Origin of the sequence: Mycobacterium sp. MFM001, from assembly GCF_003402475.1 — a bacterium.
Taxonomy (GTDB): domain Bacteria; phylum Actinomycetota; class Actinomycetes; order Mycobacteriales; family Mycobacteriaceae; genus Mycobacterium.
The window spans coordinates 1-19,225 of the sequence record NZ_BFAB01000021.1 but is presented as its reverse complement, the minus strand read 5'-3'; the positions used below and the strand labels follow the sequence as shown (position 1 = coordinate 19,225).

The following is a 19,225-nucleotide window of genomic DNA, read 5'->3' as shown; positions in this document are numbered from 1 at the left end:
TGATCACTATCGTCACATGAGCCAGCTGCGGATGCCAAGTCGGCGTCCTGCCACGCGGAAAGGTGTGACGTGTCGCCGGTTCCTCGAATCCTGTCGCTATCGGTGGTGTCGGCGGCCGTAGTCGGACTCATCCTTCCGGTAGGCCTCGCGCCGCCTGCGGCCGCGTTGCCCTGCAGCGCGCCCGAAGCGAACGTCGAGCCGCCTCCCATGACACCTCAGGTGCCGATGCCTGGGCCGGTCGTGCGACCGCCGACGGGGCGCAAGCCGCGCGGTGCCAATGAGCAGGCGCCGCTGCCCAGACTCGGACCGCTGATTTCGTCGTTGCTTCACCCCGGCGGCCGCGCGCCGGTGCGACAGCAGGCGGCGGTGGTCCCGCCCGGACCCAATCCACCGGGCAACCCGCAGCAGCCCAATGCGGTTCAACCGGTTCCGAATGCGGCCCCCGAGCAGGCGCCGCCGGATGCAGCACCGCCCGCCGGGATCGCAGGGGCTCCGACGTCGCTGGTCGAGTGGGTGACCGGGCCGAACGGCCCGAACCAGACCCTTCAACGTTTCGGCATCTCAGGCACCGACCTCGGAATCCTTTGGGACAACGGCGATCCTGCCAACCATCAGGTCTTGATGGCGTTCGGTGACACGTTCGGCTATTGCAGCGTGAAGGGCCAGCAATGGCGGTACAACACGTTGTTCCGCAGCGCGGACCGCAATCTGGCCGATGGAATTGCCGTGGCGCCAGGCGTAGTCAACGACAGATACTCCGGCTCGCCGGTATGGCAAACGGGGATGTCCAAACAGGTCATCAACAGCATCAAAGCGGCGCCGCACGAGACCGGGATCATTCCCACCGCAGGCATCTCCGTCGGCCGCACCCAGTACGTCAACTTCATGTCGATCAGGGAATGGGGCCGCGACGGCGAGTGGTCGACGAACTACTCGGCAATCGCGATGTCTCCCGACAATGGCCAAAGCTGGGGCGTCTACCCAGGGACCGTCCGCTCAGTCTCGCAGGAGAGCGTTCCGGGTGCCCGATACGTCCCTGGAAATGAGAATTTCCAGATGGGCGCGTTCATGCGTACCGGCGACGGTTACGTCTATTCGTTCGGGACGCCGTCCGGCCGCGGCGGTTCGGCGTATCTGGCGCGGGTTCCGCAAGGGTTTATCCCGGACGTCACCAAATACCAATATTGGAACGGCGACTCGAACTCCTGGGTCCCCAACAACCCGGGCGCGGCCACCCCGGTTATCCCGGGTCCGGTCGGCGAAATGTCGGCGCAATACAACAACTATTTGAAGCAGTACTTAGTGCTTTACACCAACGGTGCCAACGACGTGGTGGCGCGGACCGCCCCGGCTCCGCAAGGACCGTGGAGTCCGGAGCAATTGCTGGTGTCGTCATTCCAGGTGCCCGGCGGCATCTACGCGCCGATGATGCATCCGTGGTCGACGGGCAAGGACCTGTACTTCAATTTGTCGCTGTGGTCCGCCTACGACGTGATGCTGATGCACACCGAGCTGCCCTAGCCGCGGCGCGTCGTGTAGGGCGCTTGCCGGAAGGGTATTGCATGAGAACCGCTGACAAGAGGAACTCTCATGACGCCCGTTTCCACACCAGCACGACCATTGATCGACGCGCTCGAGCGCGCCGGCATTCTTGACGCTCCGGCCCAGGCCCTCGCTAAAAAGCTGCGTGAGTTATTCGCGCCGGAGCCCTTCAAAGACGCGATCAGCGGGACGTGGCTGGGTCACCCGGCTCACCCGCCGATGACAGATCTGGTGATCGGGTCGTTCCTGTCCGCGACGTTGTTGGATGTGCTCGCACCGCGCGCCGGTGCCCGCGCGGCGCGGCGGTTGATCGCGCTGGGTGTTGCCGCAGCGGCGCCCACGGCGGTGACCGGGTTCAGCGATTGGGCCGACACCGAGTTGTCCGACGAAGGTGTCCGCCGCGTCGGATTGGTTCACGCCCAGGCGAATGTTTCCGCGCTGCTGCTCTACTGCGCCTCGCTGCTCGCCCGTCGCCGGGGCGCACGCGTCAAAGGCACGCTGCTGGCGCTGGCGGGCGCCGGATTGCTCGGCGCCAGTGGCTATCTCGGCGGCCACATGGCCTATGTCCGCGGCGTCGGCGTCAACCAGACCGCCTTCGATCCCGGTCCGGGGGAGTGGACCGCGGTCGAGGGTGTCGAACTGGCCGAGGGACAACCACGTTCGGCGGACGTCGAAGATACGCCGGTGATGCTGGCCCGTCTCGACGGCCGCGTGTACGCGATCCACGATCGCTGCGGGCACCGCGGGTGTCTGCTCAGCGATGGCGATCTCGACGGTCACGTCGTCACCTGCTCGTGCCACGGCTCACGCTTCGATATCCGCGACGGCACCCTGCTGCGCGGTCCGGCGACGGTCAGCCAGCCGGCGCTCGAGGTGCGTGAAACCGACGGACGGATCGAGGTTCGCCGGGTCTCGCGCGGCTAGCGCAAAATCGGTACCGCATATTGTTGCCTCGGCACCCTTACCGATACTCTCGTCCGTGCAGTCGACGACGGACACCACACAGAATTGAGGGGCCATGGGCGAATTCGACCCGAATGAAGGCGAAGCGCAAGTCATTGTCAGTCTTGCCGAGGCCGCGATGCACATGTACCGGGCTGCCATTGATTCTTTGCCTTTTCCTGAGGACAAGAAGTTCCAGAAACGGGCCGAGGTGGTTCTTTCCGGTCTGCGTAAACTGCGCGCGGGTTTGACTGATGCAGCAACTCAAAGCAGGTCCACATCCTCGGTCATCGTGGCGCTCAGCGATGTTCGGCGACGCTACGACGACCTGATGGCACGCGCTGCGTCTGCGCCCGGATCGAGTCTCGGCCAACAGCTCTACACCGCGCGGATTCGCGCCAAGTTGTCGGCCGAGGAAGCGGCCCGCGGCGTCGGGCTGCGTCCCGAGCTGCCAGACGAGCTGGAAGCCGGCGCGACTCCCACCGAAGAAGAGGTCGTGAAGGTCCACCAGTTGATCGCCGCGCTGCGCGAGGTGGTCGGCGACGAGGACGTCGAGCCGCCGGCCGAGACGCATCTCAATGGCTGGGACGAGGAACTGACCGTCAACGGCGCCGAGCACGACGAGGCTGAGGCCGCGGCACACTGATCGCTGACCCGGCGCCGTTCGGCCCCACCGTGACCAAGGCCGAACGGCGCCGTGTCGTGGGCCCGGGGGTCAGCGGATCGTGAGACCGGTCAGCGCCCTGCCGATGACGAGTCGCTGGATCTCGCTGGTTCCTTCGAAGATTGTGAAGATCTTGGCGTCTCGATGCATCCGCTCGACGGGATAGTCACGGGTGTAGCCGTTGCCGCCGAGAATCTGGATGGCTTCGTCGGTGACGTAGACCGCGGTTTCGCTGGCGTACAGTTTTGCCATCGAGCCCTCGGCTGAGCTGAACGACTTGTTGTTTCGCTGCATCCAGCCTGCCCGCCACACCAGCATCCGGGAGGCGTCGAGGCGGCTCTTCATGTCGGCCAGCTTGAACGCGATGGCCTGGAATTCGGCGATCTTCTTGCCGAATTGCTCGCGCTGGCAAGCATATTCCAGCGCGTACTCGTAGGCAGCGCGGGCAATACCCAACGCCATGGCACCCACCGCCGGGCGCGTGCGCTCGAATGTCATCATCGCGGCCTGGCTGGAAGTCCGTTCACCCGAACGGATTTTCGCCAGCCGACGCTCGAAACGTTCTCTGCCGCCGAGGATCAGCTCACCCGGAATGTGCACGTCGTCGAGCACCACCTCGGCGGTGTGGGACGCGCGAATGCCGTGCTTCTTGAACTTCTGGCCTTGCGACAGGCCTTTCGTACCGGGCGGCACGATGAAGGTGGCCTGGCCGCGAGTGCCCAGCTCGGGATCCACCGACGCAACCACCACGTGCACGTTGGCGATGCCGCCGTTGGTGGCCCAGGTTTTGGTGCCGTTGAGCACCCACTCATCGGACGCTTCGTCGTAGACGGCCCGGGTGCGCACCGCTCCGACGTCGGATCCGGCGCCGGGCTCCGACGAACAGAACGCGGCCAGCTTCGGGTCGTCCGGAGTGCCGAACATCTGCGGCAACCACTCGGCGAGCTGCTCCGGAGTCCCATTGGCTGCCAATGCCGCCGCGGCCAGCCCGGTGGCCAAAATGGACAACGCGATTCCGGCGTCGCCCCAAAACGTTTCCTCGAACACGGTCAGCAGGCCGAGTCCGCTCGGCTCGGCGGCCATCTGCGCGAACAAATCCGGGGTGTACAGCCCGACCTTGGCGGCCTCCTGGATGATCGGCCACGGCGTTTCCTCCCGCTCGTCCCACTCGGCCGCCGCCGGCCTGATCACTGACTCGGCGAACTCGTGTACCCAGTCACGGACGTGCACGACCTCCTCGGGCAGTTCCATCGAGAACGTGGCGTCCATCAGGGCTCCTATCAGGTGTGCGGGCACGCGCCAGTGTAGACCGACCGCGCACACAGTAAACGCTTGTATACTCAACGCACAAATCATCGGGGAGGGGACCTGGACACGTTGGGGGTGTGACGATGCAGCGCAGCGACATCCGCGCAGTTGGCGAGCTGGCCGGGGAGGCGTCCGCAGTCGTGACGGCGCTCGTGCGGGGGATGCATGCCGGGATCGCCGAGCGGGTCTTCGCGTCGATCGGGCCGCCCGCGGCACCGACCAGGGCGGTGCACAACGCGCTCGCGCACAACATCTATCGCGGCGTGGACAGCGGCATTCGCGGCGCGGCTCGCGCAGCGAGCTCGGTGGCCTCCGAGGTGTGGGGCGACGACGGCGACGACGAGTTGGTAACACGCCGCAGAATCGCCAAGGCCATTGCGGCTCTCAACGGACTCTACGGCGATCAGTTGGCCGATCACGGAAACAAATTCGCCGGCGAGATGCAAATCCGCCACTGCGGCAACCCGATTCCCGTCACAGCCGAGTCGATGGCCACAACGTTTCCGGCGGCCACCGGCCGGGTCGTCGTCTTCCTGCACGGCTGGTGCCTGACCGAGTGGTCCTGGTCTCGCGCGCCGCGAGAGGGCGACGACGGGCGCAGCTACGGCGAACGCCTGCGCGACGATCTCGGATTCACGCCGATTTACCTGCGGTACAACACCGGGCTGCACATATCGGTCAACGGCCGCACGCTCGCCGACTTGCTGAACCGCCTGCATACGCAATGGCCTGTTCCCGTCGATGAGCTGGTGCTGGTGGGCCACTCGATGGGGGGTCTGGTGATACGAAGCGCATGCCATTACGGCGCGCAGCAACAACATCAATGGACCGGCGCGGTGAGTCATGTTGTCTGCCTCGGCTCACCGCATCTGGGCGCCGATTTGGAAAAGGGCGTCAACGTTGCGTCGTGGGCAATGGCGCGGCTGCCCGAAACACGTGCGATTGCAGGCTTTTTGAACACCCGCAGTGCCGGGGTCAAAGACCTGCGCTTCGGCTCCTGCCTCGACGAGGACTGGTGCGACGCCGATCCGGACGAGTTTCTGCGGGATCGCTGCCGGGAAGTACCGTTTCTTCCCGGCGCCACTTACCATTTCGTGGCGACGACGTCCGCGCCGGCGCTGGTCGGAATTGTCGCCGGCGACTACCTGGTGCGGCCGGCAAGTGCCGCGGGCCGCGGCACGTCGCGGTCGATTCCGTTCGAACCCGAGCATGGGGTGACCCTGGCCGGATTGCACCATTTCGATCTGCTGCACCACCCGCAGGTCTACGCAAAGCTGCGGGACTGGATTGCCCAGCCTTAACGCGCGATCCCGGCTGCGGCAGCGATGCGGGCGGCCACATCGGACGCGACGGCCAACGTGTCGCGGTCCTGGCCGGGCGAATAGCGGTCTGCGACAGGGTCGTAGCCGGCGCCGGCGATCGAGCCGTGGTCGGCGGCGAGCTCGACCAACTCCACCGGCCAGTCATTCTGCTCGAGCGCCGATGCGAAGTCGCGGCTGGTCGCGACCGGAACGGCGTGGTCGGCAACGCCGTGCAGCAACGTGAACGGCGAGCGGTTCTGCGCATCGGGCAGCCACGCGGCCGGCTGCTTTCCGGTGATCGGGTCGGGCACCATGAATGCACCGGCCAGACAGACGGTGTGGGCGAAATGCACGCCGTAGCGGTGTGCCTGCGCGGTCAGCCCGGCCGCTGCAGCGCCGCCCAGCGACCAGCCGACGAGCACGAGCTTGTCGGGCTCCGTCGTTCGCTGCCGGGCGAACTCCACCGAGCGGAGCAGATCGTCGCGGCCGCCGTCGTCGGCGTGGGAATTCCAGTCGGGCGCCACCACGGCCAGCCCATGGCCGGCCACCAACTCGGCCAACGGGCGAACGGCGGCGCGGGCATTGCTCTGCTGTCCGTGCCACAGCAACACGGTCCGCCGGTCGGCATCACCGACGAGGTCGACGAGCCTGCGGGGTGCGTATTCGACGGTTTCCATGCCGCAATCAGGACTTCGGCGGTTGCGCTCCGTTGAGGATCCCGTTCAGGATGTCCATCCCCGCCTTGGTTTCCGCGGGCGATCGGCCGGTATCGGGAGTTGCCGAGTCGTTCTTCTGCCAGGGCTGGCAGCCGTCGGTCTTGAACGCCTTGTCGCTCGCCTCGATCTGCACGACCTGAGGCTTCTTGGTCATCGCGCTGTCGAGGATCTCGCTGCCGTTGTCGCCGGCTCCGAGCCGCTTCCAGTAGCACGCGCCCTTGTTGACGGGGCCCGCGGAGGTGTAGACGCCGGGGGCGATGTCGGTGCCCACGACGTACTTGCCGTCGTGGTCGATGGTGGTCTTCGGCTGCCCCTGCGCCTGCGGTTGGCCTGGCTCCGGCTGCGCCGGCCCGGGACCTGGACCCGGCTGCTTCGGACCCGGCTGGTGAGGCTGCGGCGACGGCGTCGGGTCGGCGGTCGCAACACCGGAGGTCGCGCCCCAACCCGCGAGAAGAAGCGCCGCGGCGGCAAGCGCTAATGGTTTCGACGTCACGACCAGCAGCATACCGAGAAAAGTGCAGCGGCGCGGTGGCCTGCGGCGTTACGCCGTCTTGTGCAGCAGCGGCATCAGCAGCCGACGGCGCGCCGCGATGGCGTCGGCGAAGTAGTGCAGTGCTTCGTGCGCCGACTCGGCGACGGGAAACATGCCCTCATCGTTGGTGATCTGCAGCACGCGGCTGACCGCCGGGCTTGCGACCAGAGCCCACTCGACTCCGGCGGTGCGGCAGTCGTCATCGATGCGGTACAGCAGGCGAATGCCTTCGGAGGCCAGACAATCCACACCGCTCAGGTCCAAAACAATGGGCTTGTCGGACAGAACGAAATGCCTGCTGTACTCAGTGACCCGCTCGACGTTCATCGCGTCGATGGCACCGCTGATCGTCACCACAGTCGCCAAGTGGCGGCACTGCGCCCGGACTTGCGCGCCGGCGCAGTCGATCGCCGGACTGCCGTAGCGCGGTGTGAATGAGGAACCTGCCGTGCCAAGCGATTCGGTCATTAGCGGCCTCACTTCTCAATCAGGTTGCTGAAATACGCGGGCAAGGAATTGACCTCAACCTGATCGCGACGCTAATGGGCTACTCTAAGGTCACCGGGTGCAACGCTTAATACTTTGCTAAGAAAGAACTTTCGGATAACCCGTGGGGATTCTATGCACGGCACCCCGCGAGCCTGCTTAGCTCGCGGGGTGCCGCTGGTTAAGGCGCCGATCAGGCGAGGTCGAACCGGTCCAGGTTCATCACCTTGTCCCACGCGGCCACGAAGTCGGCCACGAACTTCTCCTTCGCGTCGTCGGCGGCGTAGACCTCCGACAACCCGCGCAGCTGCGAGTTCGAACCGAACACCAAGTCAACGGCCGTGGCGGTCCACTTGAGTTGGCCCGTTGAGCGGTCACGAACCTCGTAGACGTTCTCCGTGGACTCCGAAACCTTCCACTCGTTGTTCATGTCGACCAGATTCACGAAGAAGTCGTTGGTCAACGTCTCGGGCCGGTCGGTGAACACGCCGTGCTTGGTTTGGCCGAAGTTGGCGCCCAGTGCACGCAAGCCCCCGATGAGGACCGTCATCTCCGGAGCGGTCAGGTTCAACATGTAGGCCCGGTCCACCAGAAGGGTCTCCGGCGACAACTTCTCGCCGCCTCGCAGATAGTTGCGGAACCCGTCGGCCTTCGGTTCGAGCACGGCGAACGACTCCACATCGGTCTGCTCCTGAGTGGCGTCGGTGCGCCCAGGCGCAAACGGCACCGTGATGTCGAACCCGGCCTTCTTCGCCGCCGCTTCGACCGCTGCGCATCCACCCAGCACGATCACGTCGGCCAGGGAGACTTTCTTGCCGCCGGACAGCGAGGCGTTGAAGTCCTGCTGGACCTTTTCGAGCACCGGCAGCACCTTGGCCAGCTCAGCTGGGCTGTTGATCTCCCAATCCTTCTGCGGCGCAAGGCGAATCCGAGCACCGTTGGCGCCGCCGCGCTTGTCGGTGCCGCGGAAACTTGCCGCCGAGGCCCACGCGGTGGACACCAGCTGCGGGATGGACAACCCGGACTCGAGCAACTTGCTCTTCAGAGCGGCAATGTCCTTGTCGTCGATCAACTTGTGGTCGACGGCGGGTACCGGGTCCTGCCACAGCTGCGGCTCGGCAACCCAGGGGCCGAGGTAGCGGCTGATCGGTCCCATGTCGCGGTGCAACAGCTTGTACCACGCCTTGGCGAACTCCTCCTCCAACTCCTCGGGGTGGTCCAGCCAGCGACGGGTGATCTTGCCGTAGATCGGATCCATCCGCAGCCCCAGATCCGTCGTAAGCATTGTCGGGAGGCGCTTTACCGACGGGTCGAACGGATCGGGGATCACCGGCTCGGCGTCCTTGGCAGTCCACTGCCAGCAGTCGGCGGGGCTCTTGGTCAGCTCCCACTCGTAGCCGTAGAGGGTCTCCAGGAAACTGTTGTCCCACTTCGTGGGGGTAGGCGTCCAGACCACCTCGAGGCCACTGCCGATCGCGTCCCGGCCCTTGCCGCTGCCGAACGCGCTCTTCCAGCCCAGGCCCTGCTGCTCGATCGGGGCCGCCTCCGGCTCGGGACCCACCAGGTCGGCAGGACCGGCACCGTGGGTCTTGCCGACCGTGTGCCCGCCGACGATCAGCGCGGCGGTCTCGACATCGTTCATCGCCATCCGGCCGAATGTCACACGGGTGTCGATGGCCGCCTTGAGGGGATCAGGCTCGCCATTGGGCCCTTCCGGGTTGACGTAGATGAGGCCCATCTGGGTGGCGCCGAACGGTGGGTGAAGATCCTCCCGCGCGCCGGCGTACCGCTCGTCGCCGAGCCAGGTGTCTTCGGGACCCCAGAAGATCTCCTCGGGTTCGTAGATATCCTCTCGGCCGAAGCCGAACCCGAACGTCTTGAATCCCATGGCTTCATAGGCACAGTTGCCGGCGAAGATGATCAGGTCGGCCCAGGAGATCTTCTTGCCGTACTTCTTTTTGACCGGCCACAGCAATCGACGGGCCTTGTCCAGGATCACGTTGTCCGGCCAGCTGTTCAGCGGTGCAAAGCGCTGGGCGCCTTCGCCGCCGCCACCGCGGCCGTCGTGGATGCGGTACGTGCCTGCCGCATGCCAGCTCATCCGGATGAACATCGGCCCGTAGTGGCCGTAGTCCGCCGGCCACCAGTCCTGCGACGTCGTCATCACCTCGACGAGGTCACGCTTGAGCGCCTCAAGGTCGAGCTTCTTGAACTCCTCCGCGTAGTTGAAGCTCTCGCCCATCGGATTTGCCTGCGGCGCATGCTTTTTCAGAACCGACAGATCCGGCTGGTTGGGCCACCAGTCCCGGTTGGTCAAGGGCCGGTGCGCCTGCGGAGTAGGGGAGGGGATTGCCGGGTTTTCACTTTCTGACACCGGGGTGCTTCCTTTCGGGGGTAGGTGAATCGGTGATCAAGATGTCGAGCAGTCGGGGCACAGGCCCCAATAGATGACCTCGGCCTCGTCGAGGTCGAAGCCGTTGTCGTCCGACGGGATCAGGCAGGGCGCCTCACCGACGGCACAGTCGACGTCCGCGATCGCTCCGCATGAGCGGCAGACGAGGTGGTGGTGGTTGTCGGCGACCCGCGACTCGTAGCGGGCAACGTGGCCGGACGGCTGGATTCGTCGCACCAGGCCCGCGCCGGTCAGCGCGGCCAGGACGTCGTAGACGGCCTGACGGGACACCTTGGGCAGGTCGAATCGGACCGCTTCGAAGATCGTGTCGGTATCGGCGTGCGGATGCGCCTGCACGGCCTCCAGAACCGCCAGCCTGGGGCGAGTCACGCGCAAATCGGCCATACGCAGTTGCTCCGCGTAATCCCGACTCGAGGACACAGTAGGAATATTGCCCCTTTTCTGGAATGAGTCAATACTTTGCGGGGCTGTGTCCCGGCGTTCCGACGCGGCATTCGGGGCATCGCACTGATACTCTCCTCACGCTGCCGCGTGAGAGGCGGCCCTGTCCGGCCGGCCGACGCAGTGGCGCGAACGAAACCAGCAGCGACGTCCCGGAAAGAGTGTTGTGCGCAGCGGAGACATCAAGGCCCTCACCGGTCTTCGCATCATCGCCGCCGTGTGGGTAGTGCTGTTCCACTTTCGCCCGCTGCTGCGGGAATCGGCACCCGACTTCAGCGACGCCCTCGCACCGGTGCTCAACTGCGGCGCGCAGGGCGTCGACCTGTTCTTCATCCTCAGTGGCTTCGTGTTGACCTGGAACTATCTGGACCGGATGGGCTGGTCATGGTCTACCCGCGCCACACTGCACTTCCTGTGGCTGCGGCTGGCCCGGGTCTGGCCGGTCTATTTGGTGACCTTGCACCTGGCAGCCGCGTGGTGGATCTTCACGCTGCACGTCGGCCACGTGCCATCGGAGGACATCAGCCGGCTGACCGCCGTCAGCTATGTGCGCCAGGTTCTGCTGGTGCAGCTGTGGTTCCAGCCGTACTTCGACGGATCGAGCTGGGACGGCCCGGCATGGTCGATCAGCGCCGAATGGTTGGCCTATCTGCTGTTTGGTGCGCTGGTGCTGGTCATCTTCCGGATGGCGCACGCCACCAGAGCCCGAAGCCTGGTCTTCCTGGCCTTCGGCGCGTCGCTGCCGCCGGTCTTCCTGTTGTTGGCCAGCGGCCAGTTCTACACGCCGTGGAGCTGGTTGCCGCGCATCGTCATGCAATTCACGGCGGGAGCACTGGTTGCCGCCGCCGTCATGCGGCTGCGCCTCACTGACCGTGCAAGGCGCGGTGCCGGGTACGTTTCGCTGCTGCTCACCGCCACCATCGTGGGGCTGTTGTACCTGCTCGACGCATTCCCGATACCGGGAGTCATCGACAGCGACGGCCTGGTCGACGTGCTGTTCGTGCCGCTGGTGATGACGCTCGCGATGGGCACCGGAAGCCTGCCCCGGCTGCTGTCGCTGCGGGCCATGGTTTTCGGCGGCGAGATCTCGTTCTGCCTGTACATGGTTCACGAACTGGTGCACACCGCCTGGATATGGGCCGCGCGCCAGTTCGAGCTCACGTTGCAGGGCTTCGGAGGCAAGCTGATGGTCGTCGGCCTGCTCGCGATCGCCACGGTCATTGCGATCGTGCTGTTCCATTTCGTGGAGGAGCCCGCGCGCCGGTGGATGCGCCGGATGGTCGACGTCGGGGCTCCGGGAGCGGAGCCGCACATCGACCTGGGCGCCGGCCCGGTGAAGGCCAAACTCCAACCGATCGACGGCGCCCGTGAAGAGCGCAGCAAGGCGATTGCCATGCGCGCTGGCTAGCTGATCGCGTCGAATTCCAGACTTTTCCTCATACGATGCCGCTAACACGGGGCATTGCTCGACGACGTTTTGAACAGTGGAGGTAACGGTGGGTCGCCTGGCCGCGTTGGTCGTCTCACTGACCTTTGCGATCGGCATGATCGGCATGGTCAGCGGATACCGGGCGCCAGCGCCCTACCGAACGCTCACTCGGGGTTCTTCGGTCAACCACGTCGCGGTCATCGGGGACTCGTACACCACCGGGACCGACGAGGGCGGCCTGGGATCGAAGGCGTGGACCTCACGCGCATGGGTCAGCCTTTCCCGGCAGGGCGTCCAGATTGCACCCGATGTGGCGTCCGAAGGCAGAGCCGGCTACGCGGTACGCGGCGACCACGGCAGCGTTTTCGAGGACCTGACCGCCAGGGCGGTGCGCCCCAACGACGCGCTGGTGGTGTTCTTCGGCTCGCGCAACGACCAAGGCGTCGAACCCGAGCTCCTCGGCCAAATGGCCCACGACACACTGGATCTGGCGCACCGCACGGCGCCGGCGGCGAGACTTCTGGTGATCGGTCCGCCGTGGCCGACCGCGGATCCGCCCGAGGCCGTGCTGCAGGTTCGCGACATCATCGGCGATCAGGCCCGGGCCATGGGCGCCACGTTCGTCGATCCGATCGCCGAGCACTGGTTCGTCGGCAAGCCCGACCTGATCGGCCCCGACGGCGTACACCCCACCGACGCCGGGCACGAGTACATGGCCGACAAGATCGCGCCGCTGATCCGTGCGCAGTTGCCCCGGCTGACCTGAATTACGCTGCGGCGGCGTCACTCTCTCGCTGTCGTGCGGAACCTGTCCCGGTAGGCCTTCGGTGACACGCCGAGACGGCTGACAAATACCCGCCGAAGCGTCTCGGTGCTGCCGAACCCGGCCATGCGAGCGGTTTCGCTGATGCTCCGGCCGGCGTCGAGCGCGGCACGGGCGGCGTCAATGCGGACCATTTCGACGTGGCGGGCCGGGGTGGTGCCCAGCTCGGACTGAAACAGTCGAGTCAGCTGCCGCGTGCTCAAAGACGCCCGCGCGGCAAGGGTTTTCACGTCGTGGTCGGCGGCCGGGTCGGCGGCGATCGCGTCGGTAACCGCGCGAAGCGGCGACTGCGCCGGCGGATGTGCTTCGACCAGCGCCGAGAACTGCGATTGCCCGCCCGCGCGTTTGAGATACACGACCAACCACCGCGCCACATCGCGGACCAGCTCTGTGCCGTAGTCCATTTCGACCAATGCGAGTGCAAGGTCGATGCCCGACGAGATTCCGGCCGAGGTGAAGACATCGCCGTCGCGCACGAAAATCGCGTCTGGCTCGACGCTGACATCGGGGAAAGCGCGGGCAAGTAACCGAGCGTCGCGCCAATGTGTGGTGGCGCGTCTGCCATTGAGCAAGCCGGCCTGCGCGAGGACGAATGACCCGGTGCAAATGGACGCCAGCCGCCGGGTCCGGTCCGCCACCGCTCTGACGGCCTCGACAAGTCCCGGATCGAGCGGCCGCCTGGCCAGATCATCACTGCCGGCGACCATTACGGTGTCAGCGGATTCGATCGACGCAATGCTGTCGGTGACGCCCAACCGGGTCCCGATCGACGTCGTCACGTCGCGCCCGTCCAGCGACGCGACTTTGATGCGGTAGTCGCCGCCGAAACGGTTGGCTTCGGCGAAGACCTCGGCCGCACCGGCGACATCCAGCAGCGTCACTTCGTCGAAGACGACGATCACTACGACCCGCGAATCCGCCCGGACATCTGCCACGAACCCATTGTGTCGCTTTCTGTGGGAAAGGCGGCTCGATAGCCGTGTCTCGATCGCGTTTTGACCCCGCAGACTGGCTTCAGGCCACCCACCCGAGGAGCATTGATCATGGCTGCGCAATCGATTGATACCGTTGCCGGTATCGCGATACCTGACACCGCGCTGGTACGCGACGCCACCGACTTCATTCGTGATGCCGAAGACGATCTGCTTTTCAACCATTCCCGGCGGGTCTTTCTCTTCGGGGCGCTTCACGGCCGCCGCCGAGGTCTGCAGCCAGACCTGGAGTTGCTCTACGTCGGGGCGATGTTTCATGACCTGGGCCTGACCGAGCGCTACCGCGCCTCCACGCTGAGGTTCGAAATCGACGGCGCCAATGCGGCGCGAGAGTTCCTGCTGCAGCGTGGTGTCGATAAGGCCGAGGCCGACAAGGTGTGGCTGGGCATCGCCCTACACACCACCCCGGGAATACCCGAGTTTCTCGATCCCGAAATCGCCTTGGTCACAGTCGGTGTCGAAACCGATGTGCTGGGCATCGGGCGCGATGACCTTTCGCCCGAGGCTCTCGCGACGGTCACCTCTGCCCATCCGCGTCCGAATTTCAAAAACCGTATCCTGCAGGCATTCAACGACGGCATGCGGCACCGTCCGCAAACGACCTACGGGACCATGAACGCCGACGTGCTCGCGCACTTCGATCCCGCATTCGTCCGCGACAACATGGTCACCGCGATCCTCAACAGCGGCTGGCCCGAATAGTCCACATCCGAACACCCAAGGAAGGCAAGAACAACCATGACACCAGCCAAGGGCAGAGAAACGTTGGATGTTTTCGGAGCCATCGTTGAGTTCATGACGCCGGAGGACAACGGAGAGTTCTGTGTCATGCGGGTGGTCATGCCGCCCGGCGTCACCGTGCCGCTGCACAGTCACAAGGATTTCGGGGATTTTTACATCCTCGCCGGCAGTTTCCAAGTACTCATCGAGAACGACGGCGGCATGAAATGGCGCGATGCCCACGCCGGCGATTACATCCGGGTGCCCGGCGATGTTCCACACGCACTTCGCAACGTGTCCGACGAACCCGCCGTCGACCTGGTCATCACAACGGCACACATGGGCAACTTCTTTCGTGAAGTTGGCCGACCTGTCGGTTCCCCGCCACCTACTGCCCAAGATGCGGCCCGCTTGGCCGAGATTGCGGGGCGTTACGGATACCGACTGGCAACACTGAAGCTGTGACTGCACGACGACACAACCGTGGATCGATTGCTGCTTTTGCTGATTGACAACGGAAGGACTTGCGATGACCACCCGAATTCTGGCCTTGATAGGCAGCTTGCGCGCCGGTTCCTACAACCGCCAGCTCGCCGAGGCAGCCGTCAAGCTCGCACCGGATGGCATTGAGGTCGAAATCTACGAGGGCCTGGGCGATGTGCCGTTCTACAACGAAGACATCGATGAGCCGGCCACCATTCCGTCGTCGGCCGACGCGCTGCGTGCCGCGGTGCGCTCCGCCGACGCGCTGCTACTGGTCACTCCGGAATACAACGGAACCGTCCCGCCTGCGCTCAAAAATGCGATCGACTGGGCCTCACGCCCCCAGCCTCGGGGAGCGATCTTCCAAAAGCCCGTCGTCGTCATCGGCACATCCGGCGGACGCTACGGCGGGGCATGGGCACATGATGATGCCCGGAAGACAGCCCGCGTCGCGGGAGCGACCGTGCTAGAGGAGGCCACTCTCTCAGTGCCGCGCGCGGCGACGCGATTTGCCGATACGCCTCCCGTGTGCGACGAGGAAATCATCGCCAAGCTGCCCGCCATCCTGACCACGCTGGCCGCCGCAACCTAGACCCAATCCACTCGTTAAGGAGTCCGCTATGACAACTTCACTGTCCACCAATCGCCGTGCGGCCGACACGGTCCAGCCGTTTCGCGCCCCGGCCAGCTTGTTCACGGACCTGCAAGCGGTGCTCGTCGACTTGATCGAATTACACCTGCAGGGCAAGCAAGCGCACTGGAATCTGGTCGGCACGAACTTCCGCGACCTGCATTTGCAGCTTGACAGCATCGTTGATACCGCGCGCCAAGCCAGCGACACGATCGCAGAACGGATGCGGGCGCTGGACGGGGTTCCAGATGGGCGCTCCGACACAGTCGTTGCCACCACAACGGTTCCCTCCGTACCGCCCGGTTTACTCAACGCCGCCGAAGCCGTCGACATGATCACCAACCGGATCTACGCCGTCGTGGGCACCCTGCGCACCGTGCACGACGATGTCGATGCCGCCGATCCTTCGACCGCCGACTTGCTGCACGCCATCATTGACGACCTCGAAAAAGAGGCCTGGCTGCTCAATTCGGAAAACGGCACGGCGTAAGCCAACAGGAGGCATGCGAGATGACTGATGTGTTCCGTACCCAAGTCACCGTGGTGCAGCCGGGGCAGGGAGAAACGGTGGCGTTGCCCGGTTTTGGCGCGGTGTTCAAGCTGTCGAGCTTCGACAACGGCGGCGAGGTGGCGATCGTCGAGCATCCATTCGAGGTGGGGGCGATTACCGCACCGCACCGGCACTCTCGCGAGGACGAGCACTCGATTGTCATCGCGGGCAAGATCGGCTTTCGCTCCGACGACACCGAGGTGGTCCTCGAGCCAGGTGGTTACATCACCAAGCCGCGAGGAGAAATGCATGCGATGTGGAACGCGGGCAACGAGCCTGGTCGCATCATCGAGGTCATCACTCCGGGCGGTTTCGAGAACTACTTTCGGGAGCTGAGTGAACTGATGGCCTCACATCCAGCCGGCAGCAAGCTGCACGAGTTGCCCGAGTTCCTCAGCCTGGCAGAGAGATACGGAATCACTTACGGGACACCGGACTGGCTGGACGACGTCATAGACAGATATGGACTCAAGCAGCCCACCCACTGACTCGTTACCAGAAGACCCGCAACAACTGTCCGAGATGGTCCAGCGCAACCGGGTATTCCGTTTCCAGCGGCGTGCCGTAGCCGAGCACAAGGCCTTGTGCGCCTTGGCTTTCGGAATGCCAGAACGGCGCCAGGCCGCTGAGCGCGATGTGTCGTTTATTGGCGGCCGCCAAGACGTCGGCCTCCGCGATGGCTTCGGGGAGTGACACGACGGCATGCAGACCCGCGGCGACCCCATGAACCGGCAGCGCGGGTGCATGACGAGAAAGGGTTGCCAGCAGCGCATCCCGTCGTTGGCGGTAGTGGCGGCGCATCCGCCGGACATGGCGATCGAGAGCGCCCGAGTCGATCAATTCGGCGAAGGCCAACTGGGCGAGGACGTCGGTGCCGCGATCGGCTCGTCGCTTGGCCTCGACCACGGCGTCCAGCAGGTCGGCCGGCACGGCGAGCCAGCCCAGCCGGACTCCCGGAGCCAGGCTCTTGCTGGCACTGCCCGCGTAGATGACCTGTTCGGGGGAGAGCCCCTGCAGCGCCCCGACGGGATGGCGGTCGTAGCGGAACTCCCCGTCGTAGTCGTCTTCGATTAGATAGGCGCCCCGTTGTGCAGCGATCCGTAAGAACTCGACGCGTCTGTGGGCCGCGAGCGTCACGCCGAGCGGCGCCTGGTGCGCCGGCGTAAGCAGCGCCGCCGCAACAGATTTGGCGGTGAAGCCGTCCGGCTGGGCGCCGCTGCCGTCGACGTCGAGCGGGACGACATCGAGGCCGGTAGCCATCACCGTCGCGCGGTGGTCCGGTAGGCACGGGTTCTCCAGGGCGATCGAACGGGCGCCGGCGGCAGCCAGCGCATCACAGACCAGCCGCAGCCCCTGCGTGAACCCACTGCAGATCACCAAACGCTCGGGCGTGGTGAGCACACCGCGCGCTCGGCCCAGGTAGCGGGCCAGCACGGTGCGCAACCGCAACGATCCCCGCGGATCCAGCGGCCCGAGGTCCGAATGCGGCGTGACCGCAAAAGCTCGTCGCAGCGCGCGCAGCCACTCCGCGCGCGGAAACATGCTGAGATCGGGCCGGCCGAGGCGGAAATCGGCGACGATGCGCGGAGGAACCGGTTCCGCAGCACCCGACGGGGTCAGAGCCGGTCCGCGAGCAACCTCCGTCACCGCGCCGGGCCGGCTGCGCAGATAACCCTCGGCGGTCAGCTGCGCATAGGCCTCGACGACCGTTCCCCGCGCCACCCCGAGTTGAGCAGCAAGCGCACGCGAGGACGGCAGCCGCTCGCCGGCCGTTAATCGGCCCTCCCGAATCGCTTGGCGCAGCGCATCCTCGAGCGCCGCGCGCCGGCCATGGCCGGGCGGCAGCTCGAGATGCAAGTCGACGCCGCCGTGCCAACTGGTCCATAAATCTGGCATTGAATTGGACCATACATCCGAACCGGTGATGTCGTAGCCTCAAGCGCATGGCCGGCCGTCGTCTGGACCGTAAGGCGAGTTTGACCGCACAGATCAACGCTGCGCAACGGGCGGCGGAGACGCTGCAGCAGTCCGGGCGGCGGCTGCTCGACGACCCGTACTCGCGTCATTTTGTCCGCTACCCGGTATTGCGGGCGATGTTGGTGCACCGGATAGTCGCCGGCGCGGCCCTGCGGATGTTCGATCGGCGGTGGGGCGGGTTGCATGCGCACATCGTGTTGCGGGTGCGCTATGCCGACGAGGCATGCGAGGCGGCCATCCGCGACGGCATCGGTCAGATCGTGCTACTCGGCGCCGGATTCGACACCACCAGCCTGCGGATGGCCGAGAAGCCGGTGACGATCTTCGAAGTCGACGCGCCGGCAACCCAAAAGGACAAGCGCCCGGTGACCGAGCGGCTGCTTCCGGTGCCAGCTGTTGCTGAAACAGTCTGGGTGCCATGCGATTTCGAAGAAAACGTGCTGAAGAAGCGGCTGATCGAGAGCGGATTCGATCCCGCGCGACCCAGTGTCGTCGTCTGGCTTGGCGTCAGCATGTATCTGACCGGCCATGCGATCGACGCGACGCTCGCCGACCTGGCAGAGTTGTGCGCTCCGGCCAGCCGCCTCGTGGTCGACTACATCGACGCCGGGGTCATGACCGCACGTCCTGTTTGGAAAAGCGCCCGCCGAGTGGCCCGCATGGTGGCGCGGCGCGGCGAACCGTACCGCAGTGGCTTCACCGCGATCGAGCTGGATGAACTGTTTGCCACGCATGGCTTCAAAGGCGCCGATCACGCGACAGTGTCCGCGCTTTTGCGGCGTTACGATCCAGCGGGCACGCGCGGTCTCTCGGACGACGATTGGCTCGGAATCGCCACCGCCCAGCGAATCTGACACCACACTTCGCGAATTTGCTTGCGACACAAGCCACGTGATCAAACGTGGCTGATCGGCAAGCAGCGCAACCAAAAGTGCGATAGAAACGGATGGCCGGTTACACGTTTTGTCCTTGCACATCGCGGGTACAGACAGCCCGGCTTGAATTGACAGTGCGAGCTAGAGACGAGAGTGAGGGCCTGATGAAATCCCAACCGAGAATCGCATTCGCGCTGTTCGGCGGTGCCGCCGCGCTTTCGCTGGCAGTGGGCTGTGGCCACGGCGAAAAGGGTGGCCCGACAACCACCACGACCACGACCACACCGACGACCACGACGAGCGTGAGCCTGATCCCGCCGTCTTCGGCGCCGGCGCCTGCACCGGGCGGCCCGGGTGGCGGCGGAGGCGTCCCTGGTGGTCCGACCGGTGGCGGCGGCCC

At 65.4% G+C, this 19,225-nt stretch carries 20 protein-coding genes and 1 pseudogene; 13 read left to right on the top strand and 8 right to left on the bottom strand.

From position 1 onward, the window contains the following. Nucleotides 1-69: 69 nt before the first annotated feature. The 3 genes from MFM001_RS23080 to MFM001_RS23070 all read left to right on the top strand — a co-directional run bounded on the left by MFM001_RS23080 (nucleotide 70) and on the right by MFM001_RS23070 (nucleotide 3,130). On the top strand, nucleotides 70-1,521 hold the full coding sequence (locus MFM001_RS23080; RefSeq protein ID WP_116377587.1) for a DUF4185 domain-containing protein: 1,452 nt from the start codon (nucleotides 70-72) through the stop codon (nucleotides 1,519-1,521). A gap of 69 nt (nucleotides 1,522-1,590) precedes the next feature. Then, a complete protein-coding gene (locus MFM001_RS23075; RefSeq protein ID WP_116377586.1) occupies nucleotides 1,591-2,466 on the top strand; it encodes a Rieske 2Fe-2S domain-containing protein in 876 nt (291 codons plus the stop codon). 94 nt (nucleotides 2,467-2,560) lie between these two features. Further along, nucleotides 2,561-3,130, top strand: a complete 570-nt coding sequence (locus MFM001_RS23070) for an XRE family transcriptional regulator (protein WP_116377585.1) — start codon at nucleotides 2,561-2,563, stop codon at nucleotides 3,128-3,130. Nucleotides 3,131-3,199: 69 nt separating this feature from the next. Here the strand turns inward: MFM001_RS23070 and MFM001_RS23065 are convergent, their stop codons facing one another. Next, nucleotides 3,200-4,417 (bottom strand): acyl-CoA dehydrogenase family protein, encoded by a 1,218-nt coding sequence (locus tag MFM001_RS23065; RefSeq protein ID WP_116377584.1) that lies wholly within the window; start codon nucleotides 4,415-4,417, stop codon nucleotides 3,200-3,202. A 122-nt stretch (nucleotides 4,418-4,539) separates the two neighbouring features. Here MFM001_RS23065 and MFM001_RS23060 point away from each other — a divergent pair, with 122 nt between their 5' ends. Further along, nucleotides 4,540-5,757 carry an alpha/beta fold hydrolase gene (locus tag MFM001_RS23060; protein ID WP_116377583.1) on the top strand — a complete coding sequence of 406 codons (1,218 nt, stop codon included), beginning with the start codon at nucleotides 4,540-4,542 and terminating at the stop codon, nucleotides 5,755-5,757. Here the strand turns inward: MFM001_RS23060 and MFM001_RS23055 are convergent. The 5 genes from MFM001_RS23055 to MFM001_RS23035 all read right to left on the bottom strand — a co-directional run bounded on the left by MFM001_RS23055 (nucleotide 5,754) and on the right by MFM001_RS23035 (nucleotide 10,324). After that, nucleotides 5,754-6,434 (bottom strand): alpha/beta fold hydrolase, encoded by a 681-nt coding sequence (locus MFM001_RS23055; RefSeq protein WP_116377582.1) that lies wholly within the window; start codon nucleotides 6,432-6,434, stop codon nucleotides 5,754-5,756. The two genes, MFM001_RS23060 and MFM001_RS23055, sit on opposite strands and share 4 nt — an antisense overlap. Nucleotides 6,435-6,441: 7 nt before the next feature. Continuing rightward, nucleotides 6,442-6,978: a hypothetical protein gene (locus MFM001_RS23050; RefSeq protein WP_116377581.1), complete on the bottom strand. Its 537-nt coding sequence runs from the start codon at nucleotides 6,976-6,978 to the stop codon at nucleotides 6,442-6,444. Between the two features lie 36 nt (nucleotides 6,979-7,014). After that, the gene (locus tag MFM001_RS23045) at nucleotides 7,015-7,473 is read right to left on the bottom strand and encodes an STAS domain-containing protein (RefSeq protein ID WP_116377580.1); all 459 of its coding nucleotides are present in this window, start codon (nucleotides 7,471-7,473) and stop codon (nucleotides 7,015-7,017) included. 211 nt (nucleotides 7,474-7,684) lie between these two features. Continuing rightward, nucleotides 7,685-9,865, bottom strand: coding sequence for a catalase/peroxidase HPI (katG, locus tag MFM001_RS23040; protein WP_192887033.1), 2,181 nt, complete (start codon nucleotides 9,863-9,865; stop codon nucleotides 7,685-7,687). A 36-nt stretch (nucleotides 9,866-9,901) separates the two neighbouring features. Next, the gene (locus MFM001_RS23035; protein ID WP_116377578.1) at nucleotides 9,902-10,324 is read right to left on the bottom strand and encodes a Fur family transcriptional regulator; all 423 of its coding nucleotides are present in this window, start codon (nucleotides 10,322-10,324) and stop codon (nucleotides 9,902-9,904) included. Between the two features lie 187 nt (nucleotides 10,325-10,511). On the opposite strand from MFM001_RS23035, the gene MFM001_RS23030 reads away from it, so the two are divergent. Together MFM001_RS23030 and MFM001_RS23025 are read left to right on the top strand one after the other, a co-directional pair. Next, a complete protein-coding gene (locus tag MFM001_RS23030; protein ID WP_192887032.1) occupies nucleotides 10,512-11,753 on the top strand; it encodes an acyltransferase in 1,242 nt (413 codons plus the stop codon). An 88-nt stretch (nucleotides 11,754-11,841) separates the two neighbouring features. Then, the gene (locus tag MFM001_RS23025) at nucleotides 11,842-12,540 is read left to right on the top strand and encodes a GDSL lipase (RefSeq protein ID WP_238159353.1); all 699 of its coding nucleotides are present in this window, start codon (nucleotides 11,842-11,844) and stop codon (nucleotides 12,538-12,540) included. A gap of 17 nt (nucleotides 12,541-12,557) precedes the next feature. Here the strand turns inward: MFM001_RS23025 and MFM001_RS23020 are convergent, their stop codons facing one another. After that, nucleotides 12,558-13,532: a GlxA family transcriptional regulator gene (locus MFM001_RS23020; protein WP_116377576.1), complete on the bottom strand. Its 975-nt coding sequence runs from the start codon at nucleotides 13,530-13,532 to the stop codon at nucleotides 12,558-12,560. Between the two features lie 108 nt (nucleotides 13,533-13,640). On the opposite strand from MFM001_RS23020, the gene MFM001_RS23015 reads away from it, so the two are divergent. The 5 genes from MFM001_RS23015 to MFM001_RS22995 all read left to right on the top strand — a co-directional run bounded on the left by MFM001_RS23015 (nucleotide 13,641) and on the right by MFM001_RS22995 (nucleotide 16,461). Next, nucleotides 13,641-14,291 carry an HD domain-containing protein gene (locus MFM001_RS23015; RefSeq protein WP_116377575.1) on the top strand — a complete coding sequence of 217 codons (651 nt, stop codon included), beginning with the start codon at nucleotides 13,641-13,643 and terminating at the stop codon, nucleotides 14,289-14,291. 36 nt (nucleotides 14,292-14,327) lie between these two features. Further along, nucleotides 14,328-14,774, top strand: coding sequence for a cupin domain-containing protein (locus MFM001_RS23010; RefSeq protein WP_116377574.1), 447 nt, complete (start codon nucleotides 14,328-14,330; stop codon nucleotides 14,772-14,774). A gap of 64 nt (nucleotides 14,775-14,838) precedes the next feature. After that, nucleotides 14,839-15,384, top strand: coding sequence for an NAD(P)H-dependent oxidoreductase (locus tag MFM001_RS23005; RefSeq protein WP_116377573.1), 546 nt, complete (start codon nucleotides 14,839-14,841; stop codon nucleotides 15,382-15,384). 28 nt (nucleotides 15,385-15,412) lie between these two features. Next, on the top strand, nucleotides 15,413-15,913 hold the full coding sequence (locus tag MFM001_RS23000) for a Dps family protein (RefSeq protein WP_116377572.1): 501 nt from the start codon (nucleotides 15,413-15,415) through the stop codon (nucleotides 15,911-15,913). 20 nt (nucleotides 15,914-15,933) lie between these two features. Next, nucleotides 15,934-16,461, top strand: coding sequence for a cupin domain-containing protein (locus MFM001_RS22995; RefSeq protein WP_116377571.1), 528 nt, complete (start codon nucleotides 15,934-15,936; stop codon nucleotides 16,459-16,461). 4 nt (nucleotides 16,462-16,465) lie between these two features. Here the strand turns inward: MFM001_RS22995 and MFM001_RS22990 are convergent, their stop codons facing one another. Further along, on the bottom strand, nucleotides 16,466-17,869 hold the full coding sequence (locus MFM001_RS22990) for a PLP-dependent aminotransferase family protein (protein ID WP_116377570.1): 1,404 nt from the start codon (nucleotides 17,867-17,869) through the stop codon (nucleotides 16,466-16,468). Nucleotides 17,870-17,916: 47 nt separating this feature from the next. On the opposite strand from MFM001_RS22990, the gene MFM001_RS22985 reads away from it, so the two are divergent. Both MFM001_RS22985 and MFM001_RS25000 read left to right on the top strand, forming a co-directional pair. Then, complete coding sequence (locus tag MFM001_RS22985; RefSeq protein ID WP_116377569.1) at nucleotides 17,917-18,804, top strand: SAM-dependent methyltransferase; 888 nt, start codon at nucleotides 17,917-17,919, stop codon at nucleotides 18,802-18,804. 185 nt (nucleotides 18,805-18,989) lie between these two features. Next, nucleotides 18,990-19,225, top strand: a pseudogene (locus tag MFM001_RS25000) (hypothetical protein); the annotation flags it as partial.

Bases quoted from the DNA above. Each gene is read 5' to 3' on its own strand.
- MFM001_RS22995 (WP_116377571.1), top strand. From the start codon at position 15,934: ATGACTGATGTGTTCCGTACCCAAGTCACCGTGGTGCAGCCGGGGCAG.
- MFM001_RS23010 (WP_116377574.1), top strand. From the start codon at position 14,328: ATGACACCAGCCAAGGGCAGAGAAACGTTGGATGTTTTCGGAGCCATC.
- MFM001_RS22990 (WP_116377570.1), bottom strand. From the start codon at position 17,869: ATGCCAGATTTATGGACCAGTTGGCACGGCGGCGTCGACTTGCATCTC.
- MFM001_RS22985 (WP_116377569.1), top strand. From the start codon at position 17,917: ATGGCCGGCCGTCGTCTGGACCGTAAGGCGAGTTTGACCGCACAGATC.
- MFM001_RS23000 (WP_116377572.1), top strand. From the start codon at position 15,413: ATGACAACTTCACTGTCCACCAATCGCCGTGCGGCCGACACGGTCCAG.
- MFM001_RS23050 (WP_116377581.1), bottom strand. From the start codon at position 6,978: ATGCTGCTGGTCGTGACGTCGAAACCATTAGCGCTTGCCGCCGCGGCG.
- MFM001_RS23065 (WP_116377584.1), bottom strand. From the start codon at position 4,417: ATGGACGCCACGTTCTCGATGGAACTGCCCGAGGAGGTCGTGCACGTC.
- MFM001_RS23055 (WP_116377582.1), bottom strand. From the start codon at position 6,434: ATGGAAACCGTCGAATACGCACCCCGCAGGCTCGTCGACCTCGTCGGT.
- MFM001_RS23015 (WP_116377575.1), top strand. From the start codon at position 13,641: ATGGCTGCGCAATCGATTGATACCGTTGCCGGTATCGCGATACCTGAC.
- MFM001_RS23070 (WP_116377585.1), top strand. From the start codon at position 2,561: ATGGGCGAATTCGACCCGAATGAAGGCGAAGCGCAAGTCATTGTCAGT.
- MFM001_RS23045 (WP_116377580.1), bottom strand. From the start codon at position 7,473: ATGACCGAATCGCTTGGCACGGCAGGTTCCTCATTCACACCGCGCTAC.
- MFM001_RS23060 (WP_116377583.1), top strand. From the start codon at position 4,540: ATGCAGCGCAGCGACATCCGCGCAGTTGGCGAGCTGGCCGGGGAGGCG.
- MFM001_RS23075 (WP_116377586.1), top strand. From the start codon at position 1,591: ATGACGCCCGTTTCCACACCAGCACGACCATTGATCGACGCGCTCGAG.
- MFM001_RS23005 (WP_116377573.1), top strand. From the start codon at position 14,839: ATGACCACCCGAATTCTGGCCTTGATAGGCAGCTTGCGCGCCGGTTCC.